At 65.1% G+C, this 24,166-nt stretch carries 22 protein-coding genes and 2 pseudogenes; 15 read left to right on the top strand and 9 right to left on the bottom strand.

Features of this window, described 5'->3' with window-relative positions; all coding sequences use genetic code 11:
- Window positions 1-325 precede the first annotated feature (325 nt).
- From BOX37_RS31725 to BOX37_RS31680, 10 genes are all read left to right on the top strand, one after another.
- Complete coding sequence (locus tag BOX37_RS31725) at window positions 326-1,051, top strand: hypothetical protein (protein ID WP_156910653.1); 726 nt, start codon at window positions 326-328, stop codon at window positions 1,049-1,051.
- Window positions 1,048-1,941, top strand: a complete 894-nt coding sequence (locus BOX37_RS31720; RefSeq protein ID WP_071930825.1) for a phage tail protein — start codon at window positions 1,048-1,050, stop codon at window positions 1,939-1,941. Before BOX37_RS31725 ends, BOX37_RS31720 begins: the two co-directional genes overlap by 4 nt.
- On the top strand, window positions 1,941-3,506 hold the full coding sequence (locus BOX37_RS31715) for a Gp37-like protein (RefSeq protein WP_071930824.1): 1,566 nt from the start codon (window positions 1,941-1,943) through the stop codon (window positions 3,504-3,506). Before BOX37_RS31720 ends, BOX37_RS31715 begins: the two co-directional genes overlap by 1 nt.
- Before the next feature lie 15 nt (window positions 3,507-3,521).
- A complete protein-coding gene (locus tag BOX37_RS31710; protein WP_071930823.1) occupies window positions 3,522-4,562 on the top strand; it encodes a hypothetical protein in 1,041 nt (346 codons plus the stop codon).
- A gap of 10 nt (window positions 4,563-4,572) precedes the next feature.
- On the top strand, window positions 4,573-5,679 hold the full coding sequence (locus BOX37_RS31705; protein ID WP_071930822.1) for a hypothetical protein: 1,107 nt from the start codon (window positions 4,573-4,575) through the stop codon (window positions 5,677-5,679).
- A 1-nt stretch (window position 5,680) separates the two neighbouring features.
- Window positions 5,681-6,724 carry a hypothetical protein gene (locus BOX37_RS31700; RefSeq protein ID WP_071930821.1) on the top strand — a complete coding sequence of 348 codons (1,044 nt, stop codon included), beginning with the start codon at window positions 5,681-5,683 and terminating at the stop codon, window positions 6,722-6,724.
- 31 nt (window positions 6,725-6,755) lie between these two features.
- The gene (locus BOX37_RS31695; protein ID WP_071930820.1) at window positions 6,756-8,045 is read left to right on the top strand and encodes a hypothetical protein; all 1,290 of its coding nucleotides are present in this window, start codon (window positions 6,756-6,758) and stop codon (window positions 8,043-8,045) included.
- Window positions 8,045-8,494, top strand: a complete 450-nt coding sequence (locus BOX37_RS31690) for a hypothetical protein (protein WP_071930819.1) — start codon at window positions 8,045-8,047, stop codon at window positions 8,492-8,494. The genes BOX37_RS31695 and BOX37_RS31690 overlap by 1 nt, the downstream gene beginning before the upstream one ends.
- 81 nt (window positions 8,495-8,575) lie before the next feature.
- A complete protein-coding gene (locus BOX37_RS31685) occupies window positions 8,576-9,004 on the top strand; it encodes a hypothetical protein (RefSeq protein WP_156910652.1) in 429 nt (142 codons plus the stop codon).
- 26 nt (window positions 9,005-9,030) lie between these two features.
- Window positions 9,031-9,591: a hypothetical protein gene (locus tag BOX37_RS31680; RefSeq protein WP_071930817.1), complete on the top strand. Its 561-nt coding sequence runs from the start codon at window positions 9,031-9,033 to the stop codon at window positions 9,589-9,591.
- Window positions 9,592-9,707: 116 nt separating this feature from the next.
- Here the strand turns inward: BOX37_RS31680 and BOX37_RS31675 are convergent, their stop codons facing one another.
- Window positions 9,708-10,286: a cysteine hydrolase family protein gene (locus BOX37_RS31675; RefSeq protein WP_071930816.1), complete on the bottom strand. Its 579-nt coding sequence runs from the start codon at window positions 10,284-10,286 to the stop codon at window positions 9,708-9,710.
- Between the two features lie 104 nt (window positions 10,287-10,390).
- Here BOX37_RS31675 and BOX37_RS31670 point away from each other — a divergent pair, with 104 nt between their 5' ends.
- Window positions 10,391-11,377, top strand: a complete 987-nt coding sequence (locus BOX37_RS31670; protein ID WP_071930815.1) for a GlxA family transcriptional regulator — start codon at window positions 10,391-10,393, stop codon at window positions 11,375-11,377.
- Between the two features lie 45 nt (window positions 11,378-11,422).
- On the opposite strand, the gene BOX37_RS31665 is transcribed toward BOX37_RS31670, so the two are convergent.
- Window positions 11,423-12,166 carry a hypothetical protein gene (locus tag BOX37_RS31665; protein ID WP_071930814.1) on the bottom strand — a complete coding sequence of 248 codons (744 nt, stop codon included), beginning with the start codon at window positions 12,164-12,166 and terminating at the stop codon, window positions 11,423-11,425.
- A 521-nt stretch (window positions 12,167-12,687) separates the two neighbouring features.
- Here BOX37_RS31665 and BOX37_RS31660 point away from each other — a divergent pair.
- Entirely contained in the window at window positions 12,688-13,176 is a 489-nt protein-coding gene (locus BOX37_RS31660) for an LppU/SCO3897 family protein (RefSeq protein ID WP_156910651.1), read from the top strand.
- A 105-nt stretch (window positions 13,177-13,281) separates the two neighbouring features.
- Here the strand turns inward: BOX37_RS31660 and BOX37_RS34790 are convergent.
- Together BOX37_RS34790 and BOX37_RS35670 are read right to left on the bottom strand one after the other, a co-directional pair.
- Window positions 13,282-14,081 (bottom strand): annotated as a pseudogene (locus BOX37_RS34790) (transposase family protein).
- A 147-nt stretch (window positions 14,082-14,228) separates the two neighbouring features.
- A pseudogene (locus tag BOX37_RS35670) lies at window positions 14,229-14,889 on the bottom strand (transposase family protein); the annotation flags it as partial.
- A 299-nt stretch (window positions 14,890-15,188) separates the two neighbouring features.
- Between BOX37_RS35670 and BOX37_RS31640 the strand changes: the two are divergent.
- Window positions 15,189-15,560: an adaptor complexes medium subunit family protein gene (locus BOX37_RS31640; RefSeq protein ID WP_156910648.1), complete on the top strand. Its 372-nt coding sequence runs from the start codon at window positions 15,189-15,191 to the stop codon at window positions 15,558-15,560.
- Between the two features lie 344 nt (window positions 15,561-15,904).
- Window positions 15,905-16,978, top strand: coding sequence for a hypothetical protein (locus tag BOX37_RS31635; RefSeq protein ID WP_156910647.1), 1,074 nt, complete (start codon window positions 15,905-15,907; stop codon window positions 16,976-16,978).
- A 135-nt stretch (window positions 16,979-17,113) separates the two neighbouring features.
- Here BOX37_RS31635 and BOX37_RS31630 read toward each other — a convergent pair whose 3' ends face one another.
- From BOX37_RS31630 to BOX37_RS31620, 3 genes are all read right to left on the bottom strand, one after another.
- Window positions 17,114-17,827: an MmyB family transcriptional regulator gene (locus BOX37_RS31630; RefSeq protein WP_071930809.1), complete on the bottom strand. Its 714-nt coding sequence runs from the start codon at window positions 17,825-17,827 to the stop codon at window positions 17,114-17,116.
- A gap of 101 nt (window positions 17,828-17,928) precedes the next feature.
- Window positions 17,929-19,200, bottom strand: a complete 1,272-nt coding sequence (locus BOX37_RS31625) for an ATP-binding protein (RefSeq protein ID WP_071930808.1) — start codon at window positions 19,198-19,200, stop codon at window positions 17,929-17,931.
- Between the two features lie 275 nt (window positions 19,201-19,475).
- Complete coding sequence (locus BOX37_RS31620; protein ID WP_071930807.1) at window positions 19,476-21,311, bottom strand: acyl-CoA dehydrogenase; 1,836 nt, start codon at window positions 21,309-21,311, stop codon at window positions 19,476-19,478.
- Window positions 21,312-21,545: 234 nt separating this feature from the next.
- On the opposite strand from BOX37_RS31620, the gene BOX37_RS31615 reads away from it, so the two are divergent.
- The gene (locus BOX37_RS31615) at window positions 21,546-22,151 is read left to right on the top strand and encodes an alpha/beta hydrolase family protein (RefSeq protein ID WP_071930806.1); all 606 of its coding nucleotides are present in this window, start codon (window positions 21,546-21,548) and stop codon (window positions 22,149-22,151) included.
- A 63-nt stretch (window positions 22,152-22,214) separates the two neighbouring features.
- Here the strand turns inward: BOX37_RS31615 and BOX37_RS31610 are convergent, their stop codons facing one another.
- On the bottom strand, window positions 22,215-22,940 hold the full coding sequence (locus tag BOX37_RS31610; protein ID WP_084760459.1) for a class I SAM-dependent methyltransferase: 726 nt from the start codon (window positions 22,938-22,940) through the stop codon (window positions 22,215-22,217).
- Between the two features lie 64 nt (window positions 22,941-23,004).
- Window positions 23,005-24,111: a DUF4185 domain-containing protein gene (locus tag BOX37_RS31605; RefSeq protein WP_071930805.1), complete on the bottom strand. Its 1,107-nt coding sequence runs from the start codon at window positions 24,109-24,111 to the stop codon at window positions 23,005-23,007.
- Window positions 24,112-24,166 lie beyond the last annotated feature (55 nt).

Genomic DNA, 24,166 nt, shown 5'->3' with positions numbered 1-24,166 from the left:
ATATCAGAACAATGAAATCACCTGGGGTGACGCCGTAGCGTCAGGGGTTGGTCAAATCGTAGGCGGCGGAATCGGCGCCAGCGCAGGAGCAGCTAGCGGCGGGGTCTTTTACAGGTACTTTCCACACCCATGGACTGCTGCACTGACTGTTGGCGGCGCAGCCGGCGGGAACGCACTCGGAGCGCAAGCTGGTGGAGATGCGGGCATCGCCCTCAAAGGTCTGCTCCAGTCTTACTATGATGACTCGAAAACTATTCCTGGGAATGCTGTGCCGGAATCGCCAAGGCAGCAACCAGGAGTAAGTATAGGGCCTAGGCAGCCGGGCGTGACACCAGAAATTCCCCGTCGTTGGCGTGGTGGACTGGTCCGTGGTGAGGGATCTGCTACGAGCGACAGCAATCTAACGTGGCTGTCGAACGGGGAATTCGTCGTAAACGCGGCTGCTACAGCATCGGCGCTGCCTCTCTTGGAGAGGATCAACGCCGGCCTTGTTCCGTCGGCCGATCTGCTTCACGAAATTCTTCCTGGATTCAGTTCCGATGGTCCTGTCGGTGACAGTGACCTCAATGTACTCGCGGAAGACTTGCTATCCGATGCGGCGGTCTCAGGGCTGTCCGGCGGCATCTCGGGTGCGACGTCCGGGATGGAGCGGAACGGCCTGGTCGGTGGGCTGATCGGTGGCATCAAGGGCGCTGCATCGTCGGCGGGTAGTCAGATCGGGTCCGGGATCGGGGCGGCGATCGGGACGGCGGTGGGTGGTCCGGTCGGTACCGCGATCGGTAGCGCACTGGGATCGATTGTTGGATCCGAGGTCGCCGGTGGTGCCGCGGAGATCATCACCAAGCCGATTCAGTATGTCGCCGAAACGGCGAAGGAAGTGATCGGGTCCGGGTTCGGGTTGGTGGATTTGGCGGAAGGTCCTGGTGGGCATACGCAGCGTGGCGATATCTACAACATTTCCGGAATGGATCCGAAGAGTGTGAAGACGGCGGTAGAGCGAGTTCGACGGCGCAAATTGGTCGCCGTATCCCGAGGAGGTAGCGTCAGATGACGCAACAAAGATTCGATGCCAGTGGTTCGAAACTGGTGGTGTGGGACGTGAATGGCCGGGTTTGGCATCTGTCCGGAGTCAACGCCGGCCGGGAAGGTGTGCATCTGTCGAAGCAGGCCGGATTCATGTTCGCGCCGGTCGAATTGCTGGTTTCGGAGGGTGCCCGTCAGGACGGCGCCACTTTCCATCGGTCCGTGCGGGCGAAGAAGGATTGGGACTTCGTGGTCGCGATCACCGGTCGCCCGTCGCGAGTTGCCAGCCAGAGCGTTCGCGAGTTCCACGCTGTGCACGACGCCTGGTTCCGTGGCTGGTCGACCGACCGTGCGGTGACCGTGGGGCATTTCACCCGGCATCAGGGCTGGCGGTTCCAGAAGGCTCAGTTGAGTATCGCTCCCGAGCTGATCGGTGATGTCGACCCGGCCCGCAACGCGATGGCGGTCTACAAGATGGCGGCCACGGCGATGGACCCGCTCGAGCAGCACTTCGAAGAGCAGGCCGTGTGGTCGAACACGGCTGCGGTGAACGAGGGCATCGTGCGGCTTCGCAACGCCGCCGACCAGCCGGCGTGGCCCAGGTACACGATGAACGGTCCCGGGCGCTGGTCAATTCTGGACCCGAGCGATGGTGACCTGCCGCGCCTGGTGCAGACGCCGCGGCTGGAGGTGGGCGAGACGCTGCGAATCGACACCCATCCCCGGCGCCGGACCGCGCGTGTGCACACTGCGGAGAACCCCAAGGGCCGCAATGTGTGGGCTCAGTTGGCCGGTCGCCGGTGGCTGTCGGCGCTCGGTCCGTGGTCCTCGACCGAGATCCTCGTGCAGGTCGAGGGCGGTTCGGGGCAGTCTCAGCTGATCGCCTCGGTGACGCCGCGATCGTCGAGGCCGTTCTGATGAGCGCGCCGGAATGGGATCCGCAGGCCGAATCGCGGCGGATGGATGAGCTGATCCGGGTCGATCAGGACGCGGCACGGGATCAGACCGTCCTGGTCAGGTACTGGGACAAGGACATGCGCGAAGTAGGGGAGGAGCACAGCTATCTTTCGCTCGAGTTCACCCACGCGCGCAACGCCGCGGGCGGGCTCAAGATGATCTGCCCGCGTGACATGGAGCATTTCGATCATCTCTTCAACAATCTCGACGGCGAGGACGCGACGATCCCGATCACGGTGAACACCAGGGGTTTTCGCTGGGACGGCTACATCACGAAGGCGTCGATCGTTCGTGACGAGCACGGCGTCGAGACCGTGGACATCGAGGCGATCCATGCCTGGAACCACGTGTCGACGATCTGCTGCTGGGCTTCGCCCTTCGCGCCGGTGCTGGCTCAGTTCCCGCGCCACCACATCATGTTCGGTCCGGTCCGAACCTTGGTGACGAGCTATCTGACGATGAACCTGATGCGTCTGCAGGGCGGCGCGGTCTTCCCGATCGCCGTCGTCCCGGTCGATCCGCGCACCGACACGAGCAGGTGGAGCGCCGCGTCGGCCCGATTCGACATGGCCGACAATCTGTTCGCGCCGATGCTGGAGGATTCCGGCGTCATGCTGACAGCGCGCTTTTTCCTCCCGGAGGAGGACGAACAGCCCGCACCCCAGTGGTTCTTCCTCGACAAGCCCACCGTCGTCCTGGAGACGGTCGACAAGTCCGGTGTCACCGGGCCCACCGGCACGCTCCTGGACGGCATCATCTCCTGGATCGAGGAATTCGCCGACGACGGCACGACACCGGTGCGGTATCCGCGATTCGATTCGACCACCGAGTACGAGGCGGTCTACGGCCAGCCGGGTCGGTTCGGCACGGTCAAGAACTTCCCGTGGGTGTGGTATTTCGAGAACGAGTACTCCGGGATCGGTGAGTCCGAGATCGCGCTGCACAAGCCGACCGCGACCGACATCATCGTCGGTGGGCGTTCCCCCGGGTGGGTCAACGCCGGTATCGAGTACGCAATCAAGGGTCTGCTGTCGCTGATCGGTCTGGACTGGCTGTACCGGGGTCAGCTCGACGATGTGTTCCTCGCGTGGATGGTCTACCGCGACAATATCCGCTCGAACCGAGCGGGACCCTACGCGTTCCGCGAGCTCTACATCACCGGAAGCGACAAGGCGTTCAATCTCGACGGCCTCGTGGCCGCCCGGCAAGGGTTGCACCTGACCCGCGGCTACACCAGTCATCGAGTTTCGGTGGAGGACAACGCGCCCTACGTGCTCGGGCACGACTTCGGCCTGGGTGACCAGATCGGCTTCGCGGTCGGCGGCCAGGTGTTCACCGACTTCGTGACGGAACTGACGTTCACCGACAACCGCGAGACCTCGGCCACCTGGCAGATCACCGTCGGTGACGGTTCCGACGAAGAGGACTCGATCGTCAAGGCGTGGCAGCGCCTTGGTCGCGTGACCTCCGCGATCAAGGATCTGTCGACCGATGTCGGCGCCGATCTCGACCTACTCATTATCTGACACACGGAGGAATTCATGGCGGACATCAGCTTTCCCGCCCATATCACCGTGGCCCGCGACACCGATATCGATGGACTTCCGATTCTCGATGCCGAGATCACCGTGTCCGACGATATCGCCGCGCTCGAACTGCCTCCCGGCCCTGCCGGGGAGCGAGGCCGAGTGGGACGTCCTGGTACCACGTTTCGGAAGATGGGAGAAATCCCCGACGCGGCGGCCCGACCAGCGGGTCTCGGTGTCGAGCATCGCGGTCAGTGGTGGCATCGGCTCGACGACAATGGCATGGATGTCTGGACCGGGGACTCCTGGCAGCACTCCCCAGCGGCGGTCGGGCCGAAAGGGCTGGTAGCGGAAGCTACTTCAGTGACCGTGGTGGCCACCATGCATCGCGAGGAGCTGACCGAGCCAGCGGTGCAGATCGAGCCGGTCGGTGGCGAACAGCGGATCTCGGTCACCGCGCCAGCCGGTCTGCGTGGCCCGAAGGGGCCAGCGGGTGAGTCCGGTCCGATCGGTGCCGCGCCCGACTTCGACAGCTCCTCGGGTCCCTCACACGGCGGTGTGTTCACCTACAACCGCGCGGGTGGCAAATTCGTTGCTGCGCCCGCACCGCTGGGGGCCGGTCCCTGGGCGTGGCATGAATCCGGGTTCATCGCGACAACCGAGGTGAATACCAGTCGACTCACCGTCGCGACGTTCACGATTCCGGCGCAGCCGTTCGCCTGGCGCCCGATTGTGTACGGGCACCTCTACGTCGGCGCGGCCGCGACCGCCTCGAACCACGCCCAGGGCACCGCTCGCCTGCACAACTCGCAGGGGCAGGTGCTGGCCACGACATTGCCGGTCGCTGGACCGCGCACGGTTTGCCTGCCGCTGACCCCGACTTATAGCGAGGAACAGGCCACGCGGAACATGTCGCCGACTTCCACCTACGCCACCGTCGCGGCAGGGCAATCGGCCAACGTGATCGTTTCGATCGAGCGATCCCAAAACGGTTCTGGTGCCATCAGTTTCAACAACAGCCGATCGTCTCTGGTCGTCTACGCGCGACCCATCTGAAGGAGGTGACATGTCCACTATCAGCGAATACTTCCACGCCGCCCGAATTCGTGGCATCGACGAAGGGATCGGTAGCCCCGGTGTCGTGCAATCGATGCACGCGACTCCGAGTGACGGCACCCTGGAACTGACGACCGGTCCCGCCGGTCCGGTCGGTCCGGCCGGTGACGCTTGCCGTGCCTTCCGCTGGGAAGGTGATATCGCCGACCCGGCAGCGCTGGCGAGCCTGGCGACCCGGCTCGGTCCGGCGCAGGCGGGCAAGGCCTGGCGGGTGTTGTCCACCGACACCCTCATGTTCTGGAACGGCACAGGTTTCGACTCCTTCGTAGAGGCATTCGGTGCTCGCGGCCAAGCCGGGGACCCCTGCACGGTGGTGCTCGGTGTGGTCGAGACCGGTGCGCCCGGCTCGCCGTTGCTGGCCAACATCAGCGGCACCGCCCCCAATCTCACCTTGAACCTCACGGTGCCGCGCGGTATCAAAGGGCAGCAGGGTGAGCCAGGTGGGCCAGGGCCGCTGCGGAACGCGCCGGACTACGCCGATGGCAGCCACGTCGACGGTGCGGTGCCGACCTGGGACGTGGCCGTCGAGAAATGGGTGCCCACTCCCTACCCGGGGCTGCGTGGGCCCTGGTCGGTTATCGAAGCCGAATCATGGGACGGAAGTGCCGGATTCGTCAATTCGGTGGCGTCGATCTCGAGTGCGTCCTATTCAGTGGCGACACTGAACATCCCGGCGCAGGACACCGATTGGCGTCCGCTGGTCGCCGGTGGTGTTTTCACCCGTCCGCTCAACACCTCGTTCGACCACCGGGTCGACACCGAGGTTCGGCTGGGATCGGCCACCGGCCAGATCGTGGCGCTGGGTACCGGCGTGACCGCGGGTGCCGGTGCTTACAGCCGGGTTCAGAGCTTCTTCGGTACCGCCGTCACTCCGGACAGCGCTGTCGGGGTGGTGGCCGCCGGTGAACCGGCGCAACTGCACGTGGTGTTGCGTCGCAACCTGGGTACGGCCAATTACCACTACGCCCGCGGTAGCGCTCAGCTCGTTTGCTGGGCACAGCCGGTCGCCGTCCCGGCGCCCGAAGCGCCGCAATCTCTCGCCCTCACGGAGTTGTGACATGACCGAGAATCCGGTGTTCGACGACGACATCATGATCACGATGCGTGGTGTGGCCGACTCGGTGGGACTGCCGTATACGGTCAACCCTGTCGAGTTGGTCGACCGCGAAGCCCTCATCGAGATGCGCGAGGGGCCCGCGGGTCCGCAGGGACCCGCGGGTGAGACGGCCTGGCCGTGGAATTGGCAGGGCGACATCGCCGATGTGGACGCACTGCGCGCGCTCGCACTGACCACGGCTGACGCCCGGAAGGCCTGGCGGGTCGTGGCTGATAACGCTGTGTACTTCTGGACCGGCCTGGAGTTCATCGCCTTCGGCAATGCGTTCGGCAAACGTGGGCCCCGTGGGGCGACGAGCCGGATGACAGGGTCGGGAGTCGCCGGGCCGACCGGGTCTGCCGCCGCTGCCCAGTTCGTCGGCCAAGCACCCGAGCAGCAACTCGAAATCACCTTCCCGCGTGGAGAATCTGGTGATGAGGGCGTGCCCGGGACAGCGGGACGCCTACAGGACGCGAACGACGTGCTGATCGACGCCGAGCACGCTCTGGGCCAGAACTTCGTGCTTGCCTGGGATGGGGCACAGCAGAAGTTCACCCCGATCCCGAGTCCTCGGCTGGTCGGTCCGTGGGCGATCGGGCAGGGACAGTTCAACGGCGGCAGCAATCTCGACGACGATCACCGGGTCCTGGCCGCGATCACCATCCCCGCCCAGCCGATGGCGTGGCAGCCGGTGGTCGAAGGCATCGTCGGCGTGGTCAGCAAGCCGACAGACCAATCCACCGCCTGCCATATCGAGGTACGTATCGGTGAGCCGAAGGAAGGCGAGCTGGTCGGTCTCGGCGTCGGCTCCCCCTCGCCCAGCTTCGGTGTCGCCATGGTCACCCCCGCCTACGAGCACCCGACATCGCCGCCGCAGCCGCTCGGCGTCGTGCCCGCGAACCGGACGGTGACCCTCTACGTCAGCGTCCGACGCGCGTATGGCTCCGGCCGCTACACCGTCAGCCTGTACGGCGCCCAGGTCATCGTCTACGCGCGTCCGGCCTGACCGCATCCCACTCTCCGAAAGGCACTACATCATGGCCGAGCTCCCTCCGCTCGAATACGGCAAGGTCGTCGGGCGCTTCCTCGCGAACGTCGCCGACGGCCCCGACATCGGCGACCTGCCCGAGTTCCCACCGCTGAGCGGCCGGGTCACCTTCACCGCGGACGCGGCGAAGGTGCTCGTCGCCGGTGCTGAACCCGCGCCCGCCACCTATGTCCAGTTGCCCAAACACTACGAATGCCAGCTCGACGAATTCGGCTATCTCACCTGGCGGGGAGCGCGGGGAATCCGCTTGGTCGCTCCCAACGCGGCGACCAACCCCAGCGACTGGACCTGGAAAGTCACCTTCGACCTCGACTACGAAGGTGACCCGGTCCCACTGGAACCGTTCAGCTTCACCGTCGGTGAGTATCAGCCCGGACCGGACCCGGAGGACCCGGATCTCGGCTCGACCGGGCTGATCGACCTCACCCTCGTCTCACCGGTCCCGGCGAGCACCGGCAACGCGGTGGTGCGCGGCGAGCGCGGACACGGAATCCAGATCGACGGTCAGGTACCCATTTATGCCGACCTTCCTGGAAGTCCACCCGATGGCAGTCAGTACATCGTGCAGTCCGACGGGCTGCTCTATCTCTTCGACGAAGTCACCGGGTGGACTCCGCCTGGGCAGGGTGTTGTGGTCCGTGGTCCCGCGGGGACCACGCAGTGGGCGGGAATCAGTGGAAAGCCCGCCACTTTTCCGCCGACGATCGGTTCGAGCGCCACCACGGCTGTCGCGGGCGACGATCCTCGGCTGAGCGACGCCCGCACCCCCACCCTCCACACCCACCCGGCAGGGGAGATCACCGGCCTCACGCAGATCGCCGACGCACTGCTGAGTTCCACCACTGAGGGGGAGGCTCGTGCCGCCATCTCGGCGGTCTCGGTGACCGATCCCCGGTTGTCGGACCCGCGCACGCCCACCGCCGCCGGGCAGGCGTACGACATCGCTTTCAAGTCACACACCGGCAACCGCGCCGTCGGCGCCGGAAATGTGATGCCCGAGGGCGTGCGGATCGAGCGGCCGTACCAGGTCAGCTCGATCACCTACCGCGGCGAGACGGCGGGCACCGGCAATCTGGTCGCCGAACTGCGCAAGAACGGCACGGTGATCGCCGGGACCACGGCGACCATCGCCGACACCGCACACGTCGGCGACACTGTCGTCACGGTCGGAGGCCCGTGGAACTTCGTCGCGGGCGATCGGCTCACCGTGCACATCACCACCGCCGACAACCCGGCCGGCAAGGGGCTGCAGGTCAGCCTGAACGGGCGGACGGTCTGATGCCGCACATCACGATCGCGGCGGCGTCGGTGGTCACACCGATGGGCGTGAACAAGGCCGGTCAACAGCAGATCGATGCCACGGTCACGAACCGAAAGCTCACAGACTGGATCGTCCGCCCCGGGTACGAGAGCACCGTCGTCGCCGACGACGAGATCATCGCCGCTGGCGCGGCATCGGTGACCGTCCGCGCGCGTGTGCAGCTGGCCGCGACCTGGAACTCGACCTTCGGTGTGCTGCGGGTGATGTTGATGCGCAACGACACCGAGATCCGCACCGCTGACTTCGTCAACGGCACGAACGCGCTGACCCTGCCGGACACCGCCGCCACCCTGGCGGTGGGCGACCGGCTGTGGTTGCGGATGACCAACACCACGAGTGGTGGGTTCTCGATGACCGGCACCGTTCAGGGCGGCACCAACACCTACCTGACCGCCGACTTCGCCTGACGTCGTCCGGTGATCTGGCCGGAGGGGAGCGGAACCACGTTCCGCTCCCCTCCGTATTCAGGTGGCCGAAATCTGCCTTTCGTGAGTTCTCTCGACCAATGCCCGGCAGGGCTGGTCGAACAAATTGAACGGGTTGACATGAATTACTATTCGACCCCGGATCGCGCGCGTTGGCTCACGGGTATCGATCTAGCCGGGAATGCGAAGAGTGCTGGCAATTTGGTCGGTTCTGACTATCCCGCGCGGACATTCAATTATATCGAAATGACGGTCGATTCGACCGTGCGACTGATCGAGCGTTTGAACAATGTGTGGGAGATGGTGGAATCCGCCATCACCACTGTTGCCTTGGATTCCATCAATTCGGCAGCGCCATTGTTGGACATGTCTTCGATGCCCGGTCTGCTGAGCGTGCCGCCCGACCGCCTGGAATTCATCGACGATAAGCCGCCCGCACCAACGGGCACTCCATCGGATCCCGCTGTTGGTGTGCTGAAATACTTTTCATAGTCGTGTTCCATGGTAGTGTGAGATCGATGATCGACCAGTATCAATTCGGACGTTTTCGTCCGCTCGCCGAGCGGCTCCAATTCTGGCGGAGCGAATTGGACAGGATGGGGTGGGAAAGCGAGATTCATCCATGCATGAACCGCGATGGGGTGCTGCTGGTCGAAGATATCGGTCTGGATTCGTCGGGTGTGGCGGGACTGAATCAAGGGTTCTTGTATGAGGATGGGCTGTACAAGATGGTCGTGGTCGACGACCGCCAGTTTTTGGATACCTATGGATTAGATTTCTCGCGATTGGAAGATGCGAGTCAGTACATGGTTATGCGATTGATTGACGCTGTTCGTCATCGCGTAGGCCTGGCCACGGTCCACTGTGCGTTGGACAGTATGGGGCTGCATCCGAAAGTGAACGCCGACGACGAGTATGACCGCATCGCGCTCGACGACGACCCGGATATCTACTGCGACTGCTACCGTCTCGTCGCTGTGTCGATCAGCCACCTGATGTGTATGGAATCCTCGCGCCTGGACTCGCTGCTCGCCGATGGTCTCGCCGAGGCGATTCGTGGAGCGCGACAGTCCAGGTGATGTGCTGCCTGCGGCTGAGGGTGAGATGGAGAACCGACGGAGGCAGGCCGTGAGCTCTTATCGGGGTTGGGGTCATGCGGAGAGCGCCGTGACTCCGCTTTTGATTCTCGGTGATGCTATCCGGTGAGCTGGGCGTTGGTGGCGACGACGGCGTAAAGGTCGGCGAGGGTGGCGAGGGCGCTGTGGTGGAGTTGGGGTGCGGTGACTTCGGCGAGGGGGCGGGTGGCGCAGGCGTCGGCGACGACGGTGGGTTTGTTGCCGCGGAGGAAGGCGCCTTCGGTGGTGAAGGTGACGCACATGTGGGTCATGAAGCCGGCGATGATGACGGTTTCGTTGCCCGCGGCGTCGACGAGGTCGCCCAGGTCTGTCCCGACGAAGGCGTTGGGGACGGTTTTGACGACTACCGTTTCGTCGGCGGTGGGTGCGACGGTGGGGTGGATTCGACCGATGTCGGCGGTGATGTCGTAGGGGGTGTCCGGTCCGCCGTCATTGATGACGTGGATGACGGTCGCGCCGGATGCTCTTGCTGCGCTGAGTAATTCGGCGGCGTTCTCGAGGGCTTGCTCCCAGCCTGTCAGTTCCATGACACCGCGGGTGTAGGTGTTCTGGTAGTCGACCAGGATCAGGGTGGAGTCGGCCAGTACGGCCGGAGTCTCATCGAAACCGTTGAGCTGACGCAGAGTCGTCGAAGTCATCGGGGGACCTTCCTATCGGGACAACTCCACGCTAAGACCACCCGGAGTGTCGGCAATGTCATGTAACCTGCAGATTCAGACATGCCGGGAGGAGATGCGGATTGATGGCAGCGGCGGAGCGGCTGATAGTCGTCGTGCTGTTCGACAGCGTCGACCTGCTCGACGTGACCGGACCGCCCGAGGTCTTCTCGCTGTTGCAGCGTGAGCTGGACGAACCCACCGGTTACGAGGTAGTTCTCGCCGCCGAGACCATGGACCCGGTGACCACCTCGGCGGGTGTCCGCCTGCTGCCCGACACCACGTTCCTCGAAGTCTCGGCTCGCCGGATCGATACCGTGGTGGTCCCCGGCGCGGTCGAGGTGGACGACCAGCGGCGCGTCCGCGCGACGGTCGACCCGGCCGTCGTCTACGCGGTGGCGGTGCTCGCCAAGGATGCCCGCCGCGTGGCCTCGGTGTGCGTCGGCGCCCACGTCCTCGCTGCTGCGGGACTTCTCGATGGCAAACGCGCCACCACGCACTGGTCGACCGCGCGCCAACTCGCCGCTGAGCATCCTGCTGTCGAGGTCGATGCCGACCCCATCTACATCCGCGATGGCGACATCTGGACCGGGGCGGGTCTCACCGCCTGCCTCGATCTCACCCTCGCCTTGGTGGCCGACGACTTCGGTGACGAACTCGCCCTGCGGGTGGCCCGTCAACTCGTGATGTACCTCAAAAGGTCCAGTGGCCAAAGCCAATTCAGTGTTTCCCTCGAGCCGGTCTCGACCACCCGGCGCATCGACGATCTCCGCCACTTCATCACCCGCAATATCGCGACCCCGCTCACCGTTTCCGTCTTGGCCGAACGGGCCAACGTCAGCGATCGCCAACTCACCCGCATCTTCCGCACCGAACTCGGCATGACACCGGCCGCTTACCTCGAATCCGCCCGCGTGGAGATCGCCCGCCACCGCCTCGAAGCCACCGATGAAACGCTGCAACGTATCGCCACCACCTGCGGCTTCAACACCATCGACACCCTCACCCGAGCCTTCCGCCGCACACTCGACACCACCCCCACCGAATACCGCAACCGCTTCCGCATCAGCTGAAGAAAGTCGGTGACCGGACGCAGCCAGGTAATGCCGCCGCGGACCTTATAGGATTCGTGATCTATCGATTCTTTTCCTCGTAGAGATACCAGGGCAGTCCAGCATTCTGGCCATCTCATCGTATGTCGGGAGCGGTGTCGTCGACTGTTTACCCGAAATATACACAAAGGTGGACAGCAGTGAGTTCGGGTGACAATTCCAATCATATGCGGAGATCTTCTGGACCGATTCATTCCAGAAGTCGTAGCGAGGCAGGCCCCCGGTCGATCGGGGGTCTCCTTTCAGCCAGTGGATCTTCTCTGGCGCGCAGCGCAGGTATACATCGCCCTTCGGTGACGTCGCCACCCCGTAGATCGCTTCGATGAATTGCCACTCCATCTCCCAGGCGGCGTCCTTCATGACAACTCTCAAGTAGTCGTCGGTGAACACCATGTACGACTCGAATCGGTCAGAGGTGATGCGATACGCCAAGTATCCGGCGATGGCCAACGAAGTTATTCCGAAGAGTATTGGCGCCAAATCCTTCTCGTACAGGCCTATGCCGGGCAGGAAGGCGCCGTTGAGTCCGAACGAAGCGACCAGAGACAAGCGGGGCAAGCTCCAACCGGAATAGGGTAAGAGGACTGCATTGGTCTCCGGAATCGCCTCTATTCTGGGAGGCGGTCGATGCCAAGCATGAATCGCGCCGGATAAGAACAGCATCCCGAATCCGGCTGACGAGATGGCGAGGGCAAGCTTCCCCGGGTCGCCATCCGCCGAGTAGGCAATGCCGGCCACCGCGGCCAACATGTGGCACACCGAGGCTGCGCCGAGCCATCCGATGCCAGATTTTTCGTGGAACTGACATATCCACGTATAGTCCGGCGGCGATCCGGTTGGTCCAGGTATTCGGGGAATTCTAGGTAGATTGCTGTGCTGCATGCCTCTGCTGCCCTTGAAATGGCCCCTCGTGGGCGTTTCGATTATGCGATCGGTCGACCATCTCTGCGTCCGCGGCAAAGACGTTGTGCCGCAGTCTATGTCGTGTTGTGCCGACAGTCGGTCGGAGATATGCTCTGCTGTTGCCCGTTCGCGTCCGGCGCGGGCTCTAGCGAGGTTCGGGGGTAGGCGTGGCTGCGCCTCAGGGGTTTCATTCGCCGCAGGCCGACTTCAGTTCGGCCAATGGGGTCTATTGCTGTCTGTGCGGCGCTACACCGGCTGTGCGGACGCCGATTCGAGCGCACTATGGGTTCGCTTTTCTGATGCGGTTCGTCACTCAGCCCGGACCGTTCTGTCGTGACTGTGGAACCGCCACCTACCGTCGGTTGACGGTGGAGAGTGCGCTGATGGGGTGGTATGGGTTCGTTTCGGTGCTCGTCACTCCGGTCATCCTGGTGCAGAACATCGGCGCGGCCAAGCGGATCAAGCAGTTGTCCGCGCCCATTCCCGGGAGCCCGCGGGCGCCGCTGGATCCTGGTAAACCGCTGGTGCGGCGACCCGGGATGCTCGGGCTGTTGATTCCGGTGGTGATCGGGCCGCTGCTCGTCTGGGCGTTCGTGGCGATCGAGGCGCGGTCGGCGAACAGTGCTGAGGTCGGTGATTGCGTGGTGAACCTCACCGGGAAGACCGAAGACGATCGTCCCAAGGTGGAGAAAGTGTCGTGTTCGGATCCCGCGGCGATGGGCAAGGTCGTCGCGAGGGTGGGCGGGAGCCGGCAGTTCCCCTCTCCTGCGGAAGATTTCCTGTGTTCGGGACATCCGACGACAGAATTCGTCTACACAACAGACGATTTCACGCTCTGTTTGGAACCGCCGCGTTGAAAAGTGCTCGGACTGGACGCCGTTGCCGCGCGTGCCTGGGCTCGAGGCGGTGCCTGAAACCAGCTCTGGCAGAATTGATATCGGCCGAACAGTACTGAGCCTTTCTCATCCTGCTGCCGCGGCCTGACGCTCGCGGTCCTGAAGAACTCCGATCGCCTTGACGAGCCGAGTCGTCTTGTCGGGACAACAACGCAGCTTCCGCAGAATCTTCCACACCTCGAGCTGGGCGAATGCCCGCTCGCCGCGGCTGCGTAGCCGTGCGTGGGCACGGTTGGCTTCCTTCTGCGACGCCGGTTTGTTCCTGCCCTTGTACGGGGTGAGGACACCTGCGACACCCTGATACCCCTTGTCCGCCAACACTATCCAGCCACCAATGACCAACTCGGGTCACTATCTGCCAGATCCAGGCCGCTTTGCTGTCATGGACACTGCCCGGCAAGGCCGGTGACAGCCACACGATCTCACCGTCAGGCGAGGCCAGGACCTCCCACGTTCATCCCGTGTAACCGGTGCTTGCCCGAGTGCAATGGTCGATCCGCAGCGACGCGATCGATCGCGATCACGGTGCCATCGAGGATCGGATAGCTATGACCTGCGGCTTTCGCGGTCCGCAGCGCTGATCTCAGTCCCGGTGCTCGTGCCGCGAGCACCGAGGTTGTTTCCTCGACGTAGCGCCACGCCGTCGTAGTAGAGATTCCGAACCCGGCCCCGAGTTCGGTGAAGGGTTCGCCTTTGCGCAGGTAGACCAGCACGAGCATGGCTTGTTGGCCCGGATCCAGTGCCCGCCAGCGTGAACCGATTTCGCGGCGGTGGTGGCGGATCACGCCGGCGACGAAGTGCAGGGTCGAAGGTGACGTCGTGAGACTCTGCGCAAGATCTTGAAGGCCGAGGGTGTGTCGTGGCAAGCGGTCAAGACGTGGAAAGCCGGCACCGATCCCGAGTTCGCCATGAAGATGAACCGAATCCTGGACCTGTACGACCACAGAACCGCGGACGGGCGGGTTCTCTGTCGATGAGTTCGGGCCGTTGAACCTGCAACCTCGTGCTGGTCGCTCGACGCGAGCACGGACCTTGCGGTGGGACTTGTTCTGTGTCAGTTGGCCATTCCGGCAGCTCGACACCAGGGGTGACCGGCGGTGCGGGATTAACACACCGGTGCCCCCGTGGCCGCCATCGGCGATGACCACCGCGTTGCGGCAGGCATCGGCAGCACCGGACTCGGTCCAGGCACGACAGTCGTTGCGGTTACCGGGCAACGGCCGCCCGAGTGCGACGACGAGTTCGGTGTCGGCGTCGATCACGACCTGAAGGTTGGTCGAGTACCGGTAGTTCCCACTCTGCGCTACCACCTTGTGATCACGGGTCGAGACCAGAGTGCCGTCCACGATCAACACCGCATACGGGGAAACCGAGCCCGGGGCCGTAGCGCCAACACCGGTCCAAGGTCATCGATCACTGGGGCCGCGGCTGATTCGACACCCCGAACACCGCAGCGAGTTGGCGCATCGTGAGGTTGGTCCGCCAGTAGTTGGCCACCAGCAACACCCGGTCCTCGAAACACAACCTCCACGGCCGACCCCGCAACGGCGGATCAGCGCCCTCGCGCCGCAACTGCGTGATCAGGCGAGAGAACGTCCGTGCCCGCAACCCGGAGAACAACTCCACCATCACCGCGTCGGACGTCGAGATCACCACAGGCGACACGATAACCATTGCTGCTCAACGGCTTACGGACATGTTTTAAGAGGTTTGATGTGGAATTCTTGACTGTCCAGTCGCTAGAGATCGCGCCGAAGACGCGCTCGCGGTGCGTGATCAGAACCCGCTACGTGCGGTCGCGGGTTGATCATCTGTGTGGAACAAGTGCGGGCCACTGAACGTGCAGTCCCGCGGTATCCGGGTCTGGTTTATCCGCCCCCTGGCCGAAAAGGATTGCGGGCCAACACTCACCGTCGACTGTGATCGGTGACAGCAGAACCTGCCCTCCTCTGTAGAGAATGAAAGGAAACGAAATGTCGAAATTGATGCGCCTCAGGGTGAACTCGAACGATGCGTGGACCAGGATTCGCGTGCCCCGGCAGGCACGGCCGGTCTTGGCTCGTCCGTTCCAGGGCGGGGTCATCGGCGGTGGCTCTCCCGAGCCGCCGACCGCATGGGACACCTATTGGGAGGTCCCGAGCAACGCAGTCACCGGCGAGGAGACCTACCTCATCCGACGGGGCGTCCTTCCCGGTCCCACAGTGCCCAGCCCCGAGCAGCCGCCGCAGGAAACGCCGAGCGAATCGGGTCTGTCGGGTGCGACGACCTTCTTCGCGGAGGACGGCGCGGTCTTCTGGATCTACCGGGACCTCTTCGGCGCCGGGGGCAACTATCCGCCGAACTAGTCGGGAAGTGAGCATGCACTGAGGCGAATGGCCCACACTCCCTACCGGAGTGTGGGCCATTTCTTGGTTTCGGGTCAACGTGAGGTGAAGTGTGAACGAGGTGGGGGGAGGGTCCAGGGCTTCGTCAAAGTCGTGAAGTGTGGGCATGAACTGCCGATTCTGGGTGCTGAAACACGACCCTATCGGAGCCCTGGGGTGGTGCTACTGTGGACGAAGCTATTCGATTGGGGGGGAAGGCATTTCATCACCGTGCGCGAACCCTGGTCGGACGCCCAGGTGCCTCCCGGCAGCGGTCCCGCTGGAGGGGTTCCTGGTGGACGACAGTGTGATTTCAGGAGTTCTTCGTGCACCCCGACCAGTCCCCGAACACCGGGGGAACGCCAGCCATCGCCAACCCGCCGCTTGCCGCGCCCCCGGTCGCCCCACCCATGCGGCGGACCCGCAGAGTCGTGATCGCCGCACTGGTCGGCGTGGTCCTGCTCGCGGCGGCCGGTGCGGTCACCGGCTATCTGGTGACGCGGCCCGACCCGATCGTGCTGGCGATTGGTGACTGTGTGGGCCCGGCGACAGTCGCCGAACTGGCCTGCGACGAACCGGAAGCCACCCACCGCATCATGGCGCGCGAGCCGCGCGAGCGGCCCGACAGCGCGGCATGTATGAAACACGATGCCGCCACCCGCGCGGAACGGGATACGCAGTACCCCGATGTGGTGCTGTGCTTGGAGCCGACCAGGAACGCGAACGACGATCCGGGGTCGCTGCGGCAGGGCGACTGCGTGGAGGTTTCCGAAAAGGGGACGACAGCGCGCCGGGTGCCGTGCACCCACGTTGATCCCATCCAAGTGTTGAGTACCGAACTGCATGCGACGATTCCCGCCACCGACCGCGCCTGTGCCGAGGAACCGGAGACGCGGTTGGCGTTCGGGCTGACGTCACTGGGCGGCCGCGGCATCGTGATCTGCGCCCGATATCTAGCGGGCCACTCGAAGACCGCCGAGGTCGGTGAGTGCGTCGCCAAATTCGATCAAACCCCGGTCCCCTGCGACGCTCCCGAAGCGATGTATCGCGTACTCGACGGCCGCGTCGAGTATCAGGATCCCGGGAACCGCGCCTGCGCCGGCATCCGCAACTCCCAGTCCTCCTACGTGCACAGTTCCTCGGGCGCGGCGTTCTACTACGTCCAATGCAGCGGCCCCGTCGCCACCGACCACATCGGATACGGCACACCGGGCGACTGTGCCACCGATGTCCGCGAACCCCTGCAACCGAAGGTGACCGACTGTTCCGACCCAGCCGCTGACCATCTCGTCACCGAGGTGCACGATGTGGCCACCGACTGCGGGACCGGCTGGGTGTACAAGTTCGTCCGCAATGACGGAGCCGCAAACGGTTTGACGGTTTGCGTCGCCTCACGATGACGTGGCGGTGGTCCCGGTCAACTGAAGATCACCTTCTCCGATGCTGAAGCCGCGATACTTGGCGGGCGGGGGCACGTTCAGATTGCTTGTCACCTGTGGGGACGGCTGATGCCCGCCTGAGCGGACCCTTCTGCGTCAGCGGGTGGGGATGAGGCGGTAGAGCCACCAGGGGCGGGTGGGGAAGGCTGGGTCGTAGACGCGGAGGAGCATGCGGCGTTCGGTGGTGGTGCCGGGTTCGCGGAGGCGGATGTGGCGGCGGGCGATGTCCTGGGGACGGACGTCGCTGGCCCAGATCTCGTCCCAGTCGGGGGAGCGGCCGCAGGCTTCGGCGATGGCGCTGACGCGGTGGCTGGGAGCGAGCGGGGAGAGCATGCGGAAGGCGTGGACCAGTAACTGGGCCTCGGTGGTCCAGTCGACGAAGACCTCCTTCGCGGTCTGGTTCAGGAACATCCACTGCAGCATGTTGACGCCGGCGCCCATGCCGGGGAACAGGCGCTGGTAGTCGGCGTTCGCGGCGAGCACGTCCATGGTGGGGAAGCGCTGGAAGCAGGCGGGGTGGGTGAGGCTGGCCAGGTCGGCCAGGTCCTCGGCCGAGGGCGCGGTGGCCGGTGGACCGGACTCGACCGAGGGCAGGCCGAGCACGAGGATGTGTTTGCGGTACCACTGCGGCACGTCGAGGCTGTCGAAGAGACGCTGCAGCATCGGCGGATTGGGCACCAGCGTGCCCGCCTCGATCTGCGTGATCAGCAGCGGCGCCATCTGCGCCCGCACGGCCAGCTCGGCCCGTGCGAGCCCGGCGGCCATCCGCCGTTCGCGCAAATACACACTGAGCGCGGAACTTTCAGCCATCTCGACCCCCCGAGCGATGCATCGACGGTATCACCCAGGATACCCGCCGATCTTGCCGACGAACGACAAACGGCCCGGAGCAATAGCTCCGGGCCGCGCCCTCAAGGTCCTAGAAGCGCGAGTGGGATGACTGCGATTCCGTCCGGACGGCGGTAGGCATGTTCGCCCGCGTACACGACGGCCGCATCCACGACATCGTCGCCGATCCGGTCCCGGAGCCAGAGCAAGTGTTTGACATCGACATCGGTGACCCGGTCCGCGAGCTTCACCTCGATCGGCAGCACCCGACCGTCCGAGCGTTGGACGATGAGGTCGACCTCGTGATCTCCGTTGCGGGTCCGCAGATGTCCGACCGGGGCTTCGCCAGCTTGCGCGTAGGCTTGCACGCTCAATGTGACCAGATGTTCGAACAGTGCGCCGAGAATCGTGCCTTCGCGGAGCCGCCTTCCGGTGCCTTGCTCGGCGCGGAGCAAAGCCTTGGCATCGAGACCGAGTAGACGTGCAGCCAGGGCGGGATCCGCGAGCTGGTGCTTGGGAGCTTGCCCGAGTCGGTCGAGGTGGTTCCGGCTCGGAATCCACGCGGGAACGGGATCCAGAAGCCACAACGACGACAGCGCATCGCGATAGGCCAGCGTGGTTTCCTGGGCAGGTTTGCTCGGCAGACCAGGGGTAGCCGCATCGAGGATCTTGGAGTACGCGGCTGTCGAGGAAGTGGCGGCCGCGTACGCCGCCAGCCACGCGCGTAGCACCTCGGGTTTGCGCACCGGATAGCCCTGCTCCGGGAACTCGCGTTGCACGACATTGTCGAGATAGGCCTCGAGCTCGACGCGGCGAACCCGAGGCGGCAGCGGGCGAATTGCGGGGAACCCCGATGCGGTGATCTCTTCGACGTAGTCGACAAGTCGCAGTGCTGTCGATCCATGGATATCGGCCCCACCGTCGAGGAGATCGGCCAACCGTACGGTCGGAGCTTCGATACCACGTTCGGCGATGCTCAACGGCCGCATCCGCATCGGGACGATCCGGCCCGCGCCCGAGTGCACAACCGCTCCGCGGGGAGCCGAGCTGCCGGCGATGATGAAGTGTCCTGGTGGCGATCCCGCGTCGACGGCGTGTCTGATGTGGTCCCAGACCTCGGGCAGCCGTTGCCACTCGTCGACCAGTACGGGCCCCTTCGTGTGAGTCAGAATCGAGGGGTCGGCGATGATCAACTCTCGTTGAGCGGGCAGACTGAGGTCGATGGTCCAGGCGGCGCGCTGGAGGGCGGTCGCGGTCTTTCCCACGCCTTTGGGGCCGAAAATCGCGAGCGCTCTCAGGTGCGGCTGGATATCGTCCAGAACTTGGTCGATGATGCGCTGTTGATACTCGGCCATGCGGCTAATCTAGCAATCGCACAGCCTCTAGTCTTGCAATCGCAGGGCCTCTACTCTGGTAAACGCACAACCTGTACTCGGGTAAACGCCGAACTGCGACGGCAGTGACCTGATACGACAAACGGCCCGGAGCAGTAGCTCCGGACCGTTCGACAGATCCCGCGAGAACATGGGTAACCCACCGGGAACTGGCTAACTCCCCACGCACCTCCCCGCCAGCCGCGTGCCAGGCCGGAGACTCACCTGAGTCTGGCCAAAATACGCGGAGAGGCGGATCAGAAGGCGGCTTCGTCGAGCTCCATGATGTCGTTGTCCAGGTTGGCCAGGATCGCGCGGGTGGCGGTCAGCTCCGGCAGGACGTTGCGGGCGAAGAACTGCGCCGAGGCGACCTTGCCGGTGTAGAACGCGACATCGGAGCCGGTGGCGCCGTTGTCCAGGGCCGCCAGGGCGATCTCGGCCTGCTGCAGCAGCTGCCAGCCGATGAACAGGTCGCCGACGGCCATCAGGAAGCGCACCGAACCCAGGCCGACCTTGTACAGCTCGGTCGGCTGCTCCTGGGCGCCCATCAGGTGGCCGGTCAGGGTGGCAGCCATGGTCTGGACGTCCTCGAGCGCGGTGGCGAGCAGCTTGCGCTCGCCCTTGAGGCGCTCGTTGGCCGAGTCGGCGTCGATGAACTTCTGGATCTGGCCTGCCACGTGGGCCAGGGCCACACCGCGGTCACGCGCGATCTTGCGGAAGAAGAAGTCCTGCGCCTGGATGGCGGTGGTGCCCTCGTAGAGCGAGTCGATCTTCGCGTCGCGGATGTACTGCTCGATCGGGTAGTCCTGCAGGAAGCCGGAGCCTCCGAAGGTCTGCAGCGAATCGGTCAGGTACTGGTAGGCGCGCTCGGAGCCGACACCCTTGACGATCGGCAGCAGCAGGTCGTTCACGCGGAACGCGACGTCGGAGTCCGCACCCGAGACCGCGGCCGCGATCTCTTCGTTCTGATGGGCGGCGGTGTAGAGGTAGATCGCGCGCAGGCCCTCGGCGTAAGCCTTCTGGGTGGCCAGCGAGCGACGCACGTCCGGGTGGTGGGTGATGGACACGCGCGGCGCGGTCTTGTCGGTCATCTGGGTCAGGTCGGCGCCCTGGACGCGGGTCTTGGCGTACTCCAGCGCGTTCAGGTAACCGGTCGACAGGGTCGCGATGGCCTTGGTGCCGACCATCATGCGGGCGTTCTCGATGACGTCGAACATCTGCGCGATGCCGTTGTGCACCTCGCCGACCAGCCAGCCCTTGGCGGGCACGCCGTGGCCGCCGAAGGTGACCTCACAGGTGGCCGAGGCCTTGATGCCCATCTTGTGCTCGACGTTGGTGACGAACACGCCGTTGCGGTCGCCGTAGGTCTCGGTGTCGAAGTCGAAGTGGGTCTTGGGCACGTAGAACAGCGACAGGCCCTTGGTGCCCGGTCCGGCGCCCTCGGGGCGGGCCAGCACCAGGTGCATGATGTTCTCGAACAGGTCGTCGGAGTCGCCCGAGGTGATGAAGCGCTTGACGCCCTCGATGTGCCAGGAGCCGTCTTCCTGCTTGATCGCCTTGGTGCGGCCCGCGCCGACGTCGGAGCCCGCGTCGGGCTCGGTCAGCACCATGGTGGCGCCCCAGTTGCGGTTGGCGATCTTGGCCGCCCACTGCTTCTGCTCCTCGGTGCCGTTGTTGAAGAACACCTGGGCGAAGCCGGCGCCCGCGGCGTACATCTGGATCGGCGGGTTGGCGCCGAGCACCATCTCCGACAGGGCCCAGGTGATGGCGGAGGGGGCGTTCAGGCCGCCGAGCTCCTCGACGACGCCGACCTTGGCCCACTCGCCGTCCTCGAGTGCCTTGTAGGACTTCTTGAAGGCCTCGGGCAGGGTGACGGTGTGGGTGTTCGGGTCGAAGGTCGGCGGGTTGCGGTCCGCGTCGGCGAACGACTCGGCCAGCGGGCCCTCGGCCAGGCGGCGGACCTCGGACAGCATTTCCTTCACGGTGTCGGTGTCGAGATCACCGAAGGCGCCCGCGTCCAGCAGCTTGTCGATGCCGAGCACCTCGAAGAGGTTGAACTCGAGGTCGCGAACGTTTGCCTTGTAGTGGCCCATGATGAGTACTCACTCTCCATTGAGTTCTGGTGCGGTCGGTTGTGCGCCGTTCCCGCCCGTCGTGACGTCCACCGGGTAGCCTTGCCGGTTTTCCGCATGCTACTCGCGGGTAACTTATGGACCATATTACCGGTGGGTAATCGCTTCGGCAAAGGGGTAGGCCGCAATGTGATGTGAAAGACACGCTTGGCGGTGGCGCGGTTGCTCGCAGTGTGCGTGGGGCTACCGTGAGGTGTGCGCATCGAGACGAGTGCCGGACCGGCCGAGATCGAGCTCGACGAGGTTGCCGAGCCGAGTTTCCTGCTGGCGATCACGCACGGCTCCGGCGGCGGCGTCGACGCGAAAGACATTCTGGTAGTGCGTGATTCAGCGATCGAAGCCGGTGGGGTGGTGGCTCGCGTCGTCCAGCCCTATCGGGTTGCCGGTCGCCGCGCGCCGGGCAACGCGGTCAAGCAGGACGAGGCCTGGCTCGAGATCGTCGCCGCGTTGCGGGAGCGTTTCCCCGGGATCCCGCTCGTCCAGGGGGGTCGAAGCAACGGCGCGCGCGTGGCGTGTCGCACCGCCGTGGCGGCCGACGCGCGCGGGGTGATCGCCTTGTCCTTCCCGCTGCACCCGCCCGGAAAGCCGGAGAAGTCCCGGCGTGAGGAGCTGCTGGCCCCCGGTGACATCGAGGTCGTCGTCATCAACGGCGGCAGTGACCCCTTCGGTATCCCCGACCCCACCGACGCCACCGAAGTCCTCGTCATCCCCAAGCAACCCCACTCGTTCCGCACCGGCTTCGACACCATCGCCGCCACTGTCATTCCCTGGTTCGTCCGCTGGCGCCAGCTGGACGAATGATCACCAGGCACTGACGCAAGCAACGGCCGAGAAGCTCTCGCCACCATTGCCTGATGATCTTGGTCAGGGGGTGGGGCGTTCGGCGATGACGAGGGCGTCGATGGCGTCGGGGCCCTCGGTGGGGCGGAAGACGTGGTCGGCGACCCGGATGGTGAGGCCCTGGCCGTCGAGGTCGGCTCGGATGTCCTGGGGGGTGAAGAGGATGCCGGCGTCCTGGGGGCCGCCGTAGCCGTCGGTGACATTGCTGGTGTCGTGGCCGAGAACCAGGAGCATGCCGCCGGGGGAGAGCATGCCCGCGAGCTGGTGCAGCAGGGGGCGGCGCTGGTCGGCGGAGAGATGGACGAAGACCATCAGGATCAGCTCGAACGGGCCGGTGACCTCGGCGGCGTCGAGCTCGGTGATGTCGGCACAGCGCCAGTCCACCCGGGAACGGACCGAACGGGACAGGCGCGCGGCGACGGTGCGGCCCTTGTCGATGCCGACCTGGGAGAAGTCGACCGCCTGCACCTGCCAGCCGTGGGTGGCCAGCCACAGCGCGTGGCGGCCCTCGCCGCAGGCCAGGTCGAGCGCGCGGGGCAGGGGCGGCGGGGTGCCTTCGGCGAGCTGGGCGACGCGTTTGTCGAGGCCGTAGACGTACTCGACCACCGTGCTGTTCGGCGGTGCGCCCCACACCAATTCACTGCGCGCATACCGCGCATCCCACTCCGCTGGACCGCCTCCCCGTGACTTCTGGCCAGACTCGGGCTCGTCACCGGCAGCCGACGCGGCCGGCGGTTGGTCAGTGGTCATGTCAGCCCGTCCCCGGTGAGTTACCCATGTGCTTGCGACACCATGGTGCCAGCTTTCGGGAGTCTCAGAGCGTGGTGCGCATCAACACGACGTTGTACTGGGAGTGGATCGTGGTCATGAAGTAGAGATCGCGGCCGGTCTGGTACGGGAAGATCGACGGGGCGTAGGCGGTGGGGAGTTCGCGGGCGTCGATCAGGACCTCCGGAACGCTCCACGGGCCCTGCGGGGAGGACGCGCGGCGCATCACCACGGAGTTGAACGGGTCGGTGGTGAGGGAGACGAACTGGCCGAGGTGCTCGTTGTACATCACCGACAGCTCGCCGACGCCGCCCATGATGGGGGCCGCCGCGTTCACGTCGCCCGGACGCCAGCCCTCGCCATCCCAGTACTCGTAGGCGCCGAGGTCCTCGATCTGGGCCTCGGGCACGCGGGCGACGAAGGCCTCGTTGTTGCGGCCCGCCGAAGTGCCGTACTCGTAGATGAAGCCGCCGTCCTTCAGGAACGCGTTCATCTGGAAGTTCGCGTTGCCGCCCTCGGCGGGTCGGCGGGTGTGGCCGAGGTCGGCCCAGGTTTCGCCGTTGTCGGCCGAAGCGGCCAGGCCGGAGAAGCTGGTGGTCCACTCACCGGGCGCGTCCCAGGTCTTCACCGACATCATCGACAGGTACTGCACCCCGTTGGCCGAGATGCCGGCCGTCGGGATGCGGCTGATCTCCAGGAACGGGATCTTCGGGCTGGGGATCAGGTCGCGCGCCTGACCGATGACATCCCGCACCACACTGTCGAAGTAGATGCCGTTGGCCGGGTTCTTGGAATTGCTGCGGACCAGGATGTTGGACCGCCACGCCCAGGTGCTACCCGCGAGCAGGTTGGGGAAGCCGATGCCGGCGGTGTCGCCGAAGGCGGTGAGCATCTCGCCGCGGCCGTTGTCCCACATGATGCCCAGGTCGGTGCCGAGGACGTTGTAGTTCTGGGTGTTGTTCGGGCTCGCCATGCCGGTCACCTGGAACACGGCCTGGGTGCGACCGTGCAGCGGGGGCAGACCGTGGGTGCCGTTGAGGACGGGAATCGGGTTGATGGCGTTCGGATTCGCCACGGCGGGAGTGGCTCCGCTCACCAGCAAGGCCGTGGCCCCTGCCAGTGCTGCCAGCAGGATGGATCCGGTCTTGTTCACGGTTGTGCGAGCCTCCGGGTCAGGCCGAAAGTGACGCACGCTCCAGGGGCGCCTG

Source organism: Nocardia mangyaensis (assembly GCF_001886715.1).
In the GTDB taxonomy this organism is placed as follows: Bacteria; Actinomycetota; Actinomycetes; order Mycobacteriales; family Mycobacteriaceae; genus Nocardia; species Nocardia mangyaensis.
This window is presented reverse-complemented; position numbering and strand designations above follow the sequence as displayed.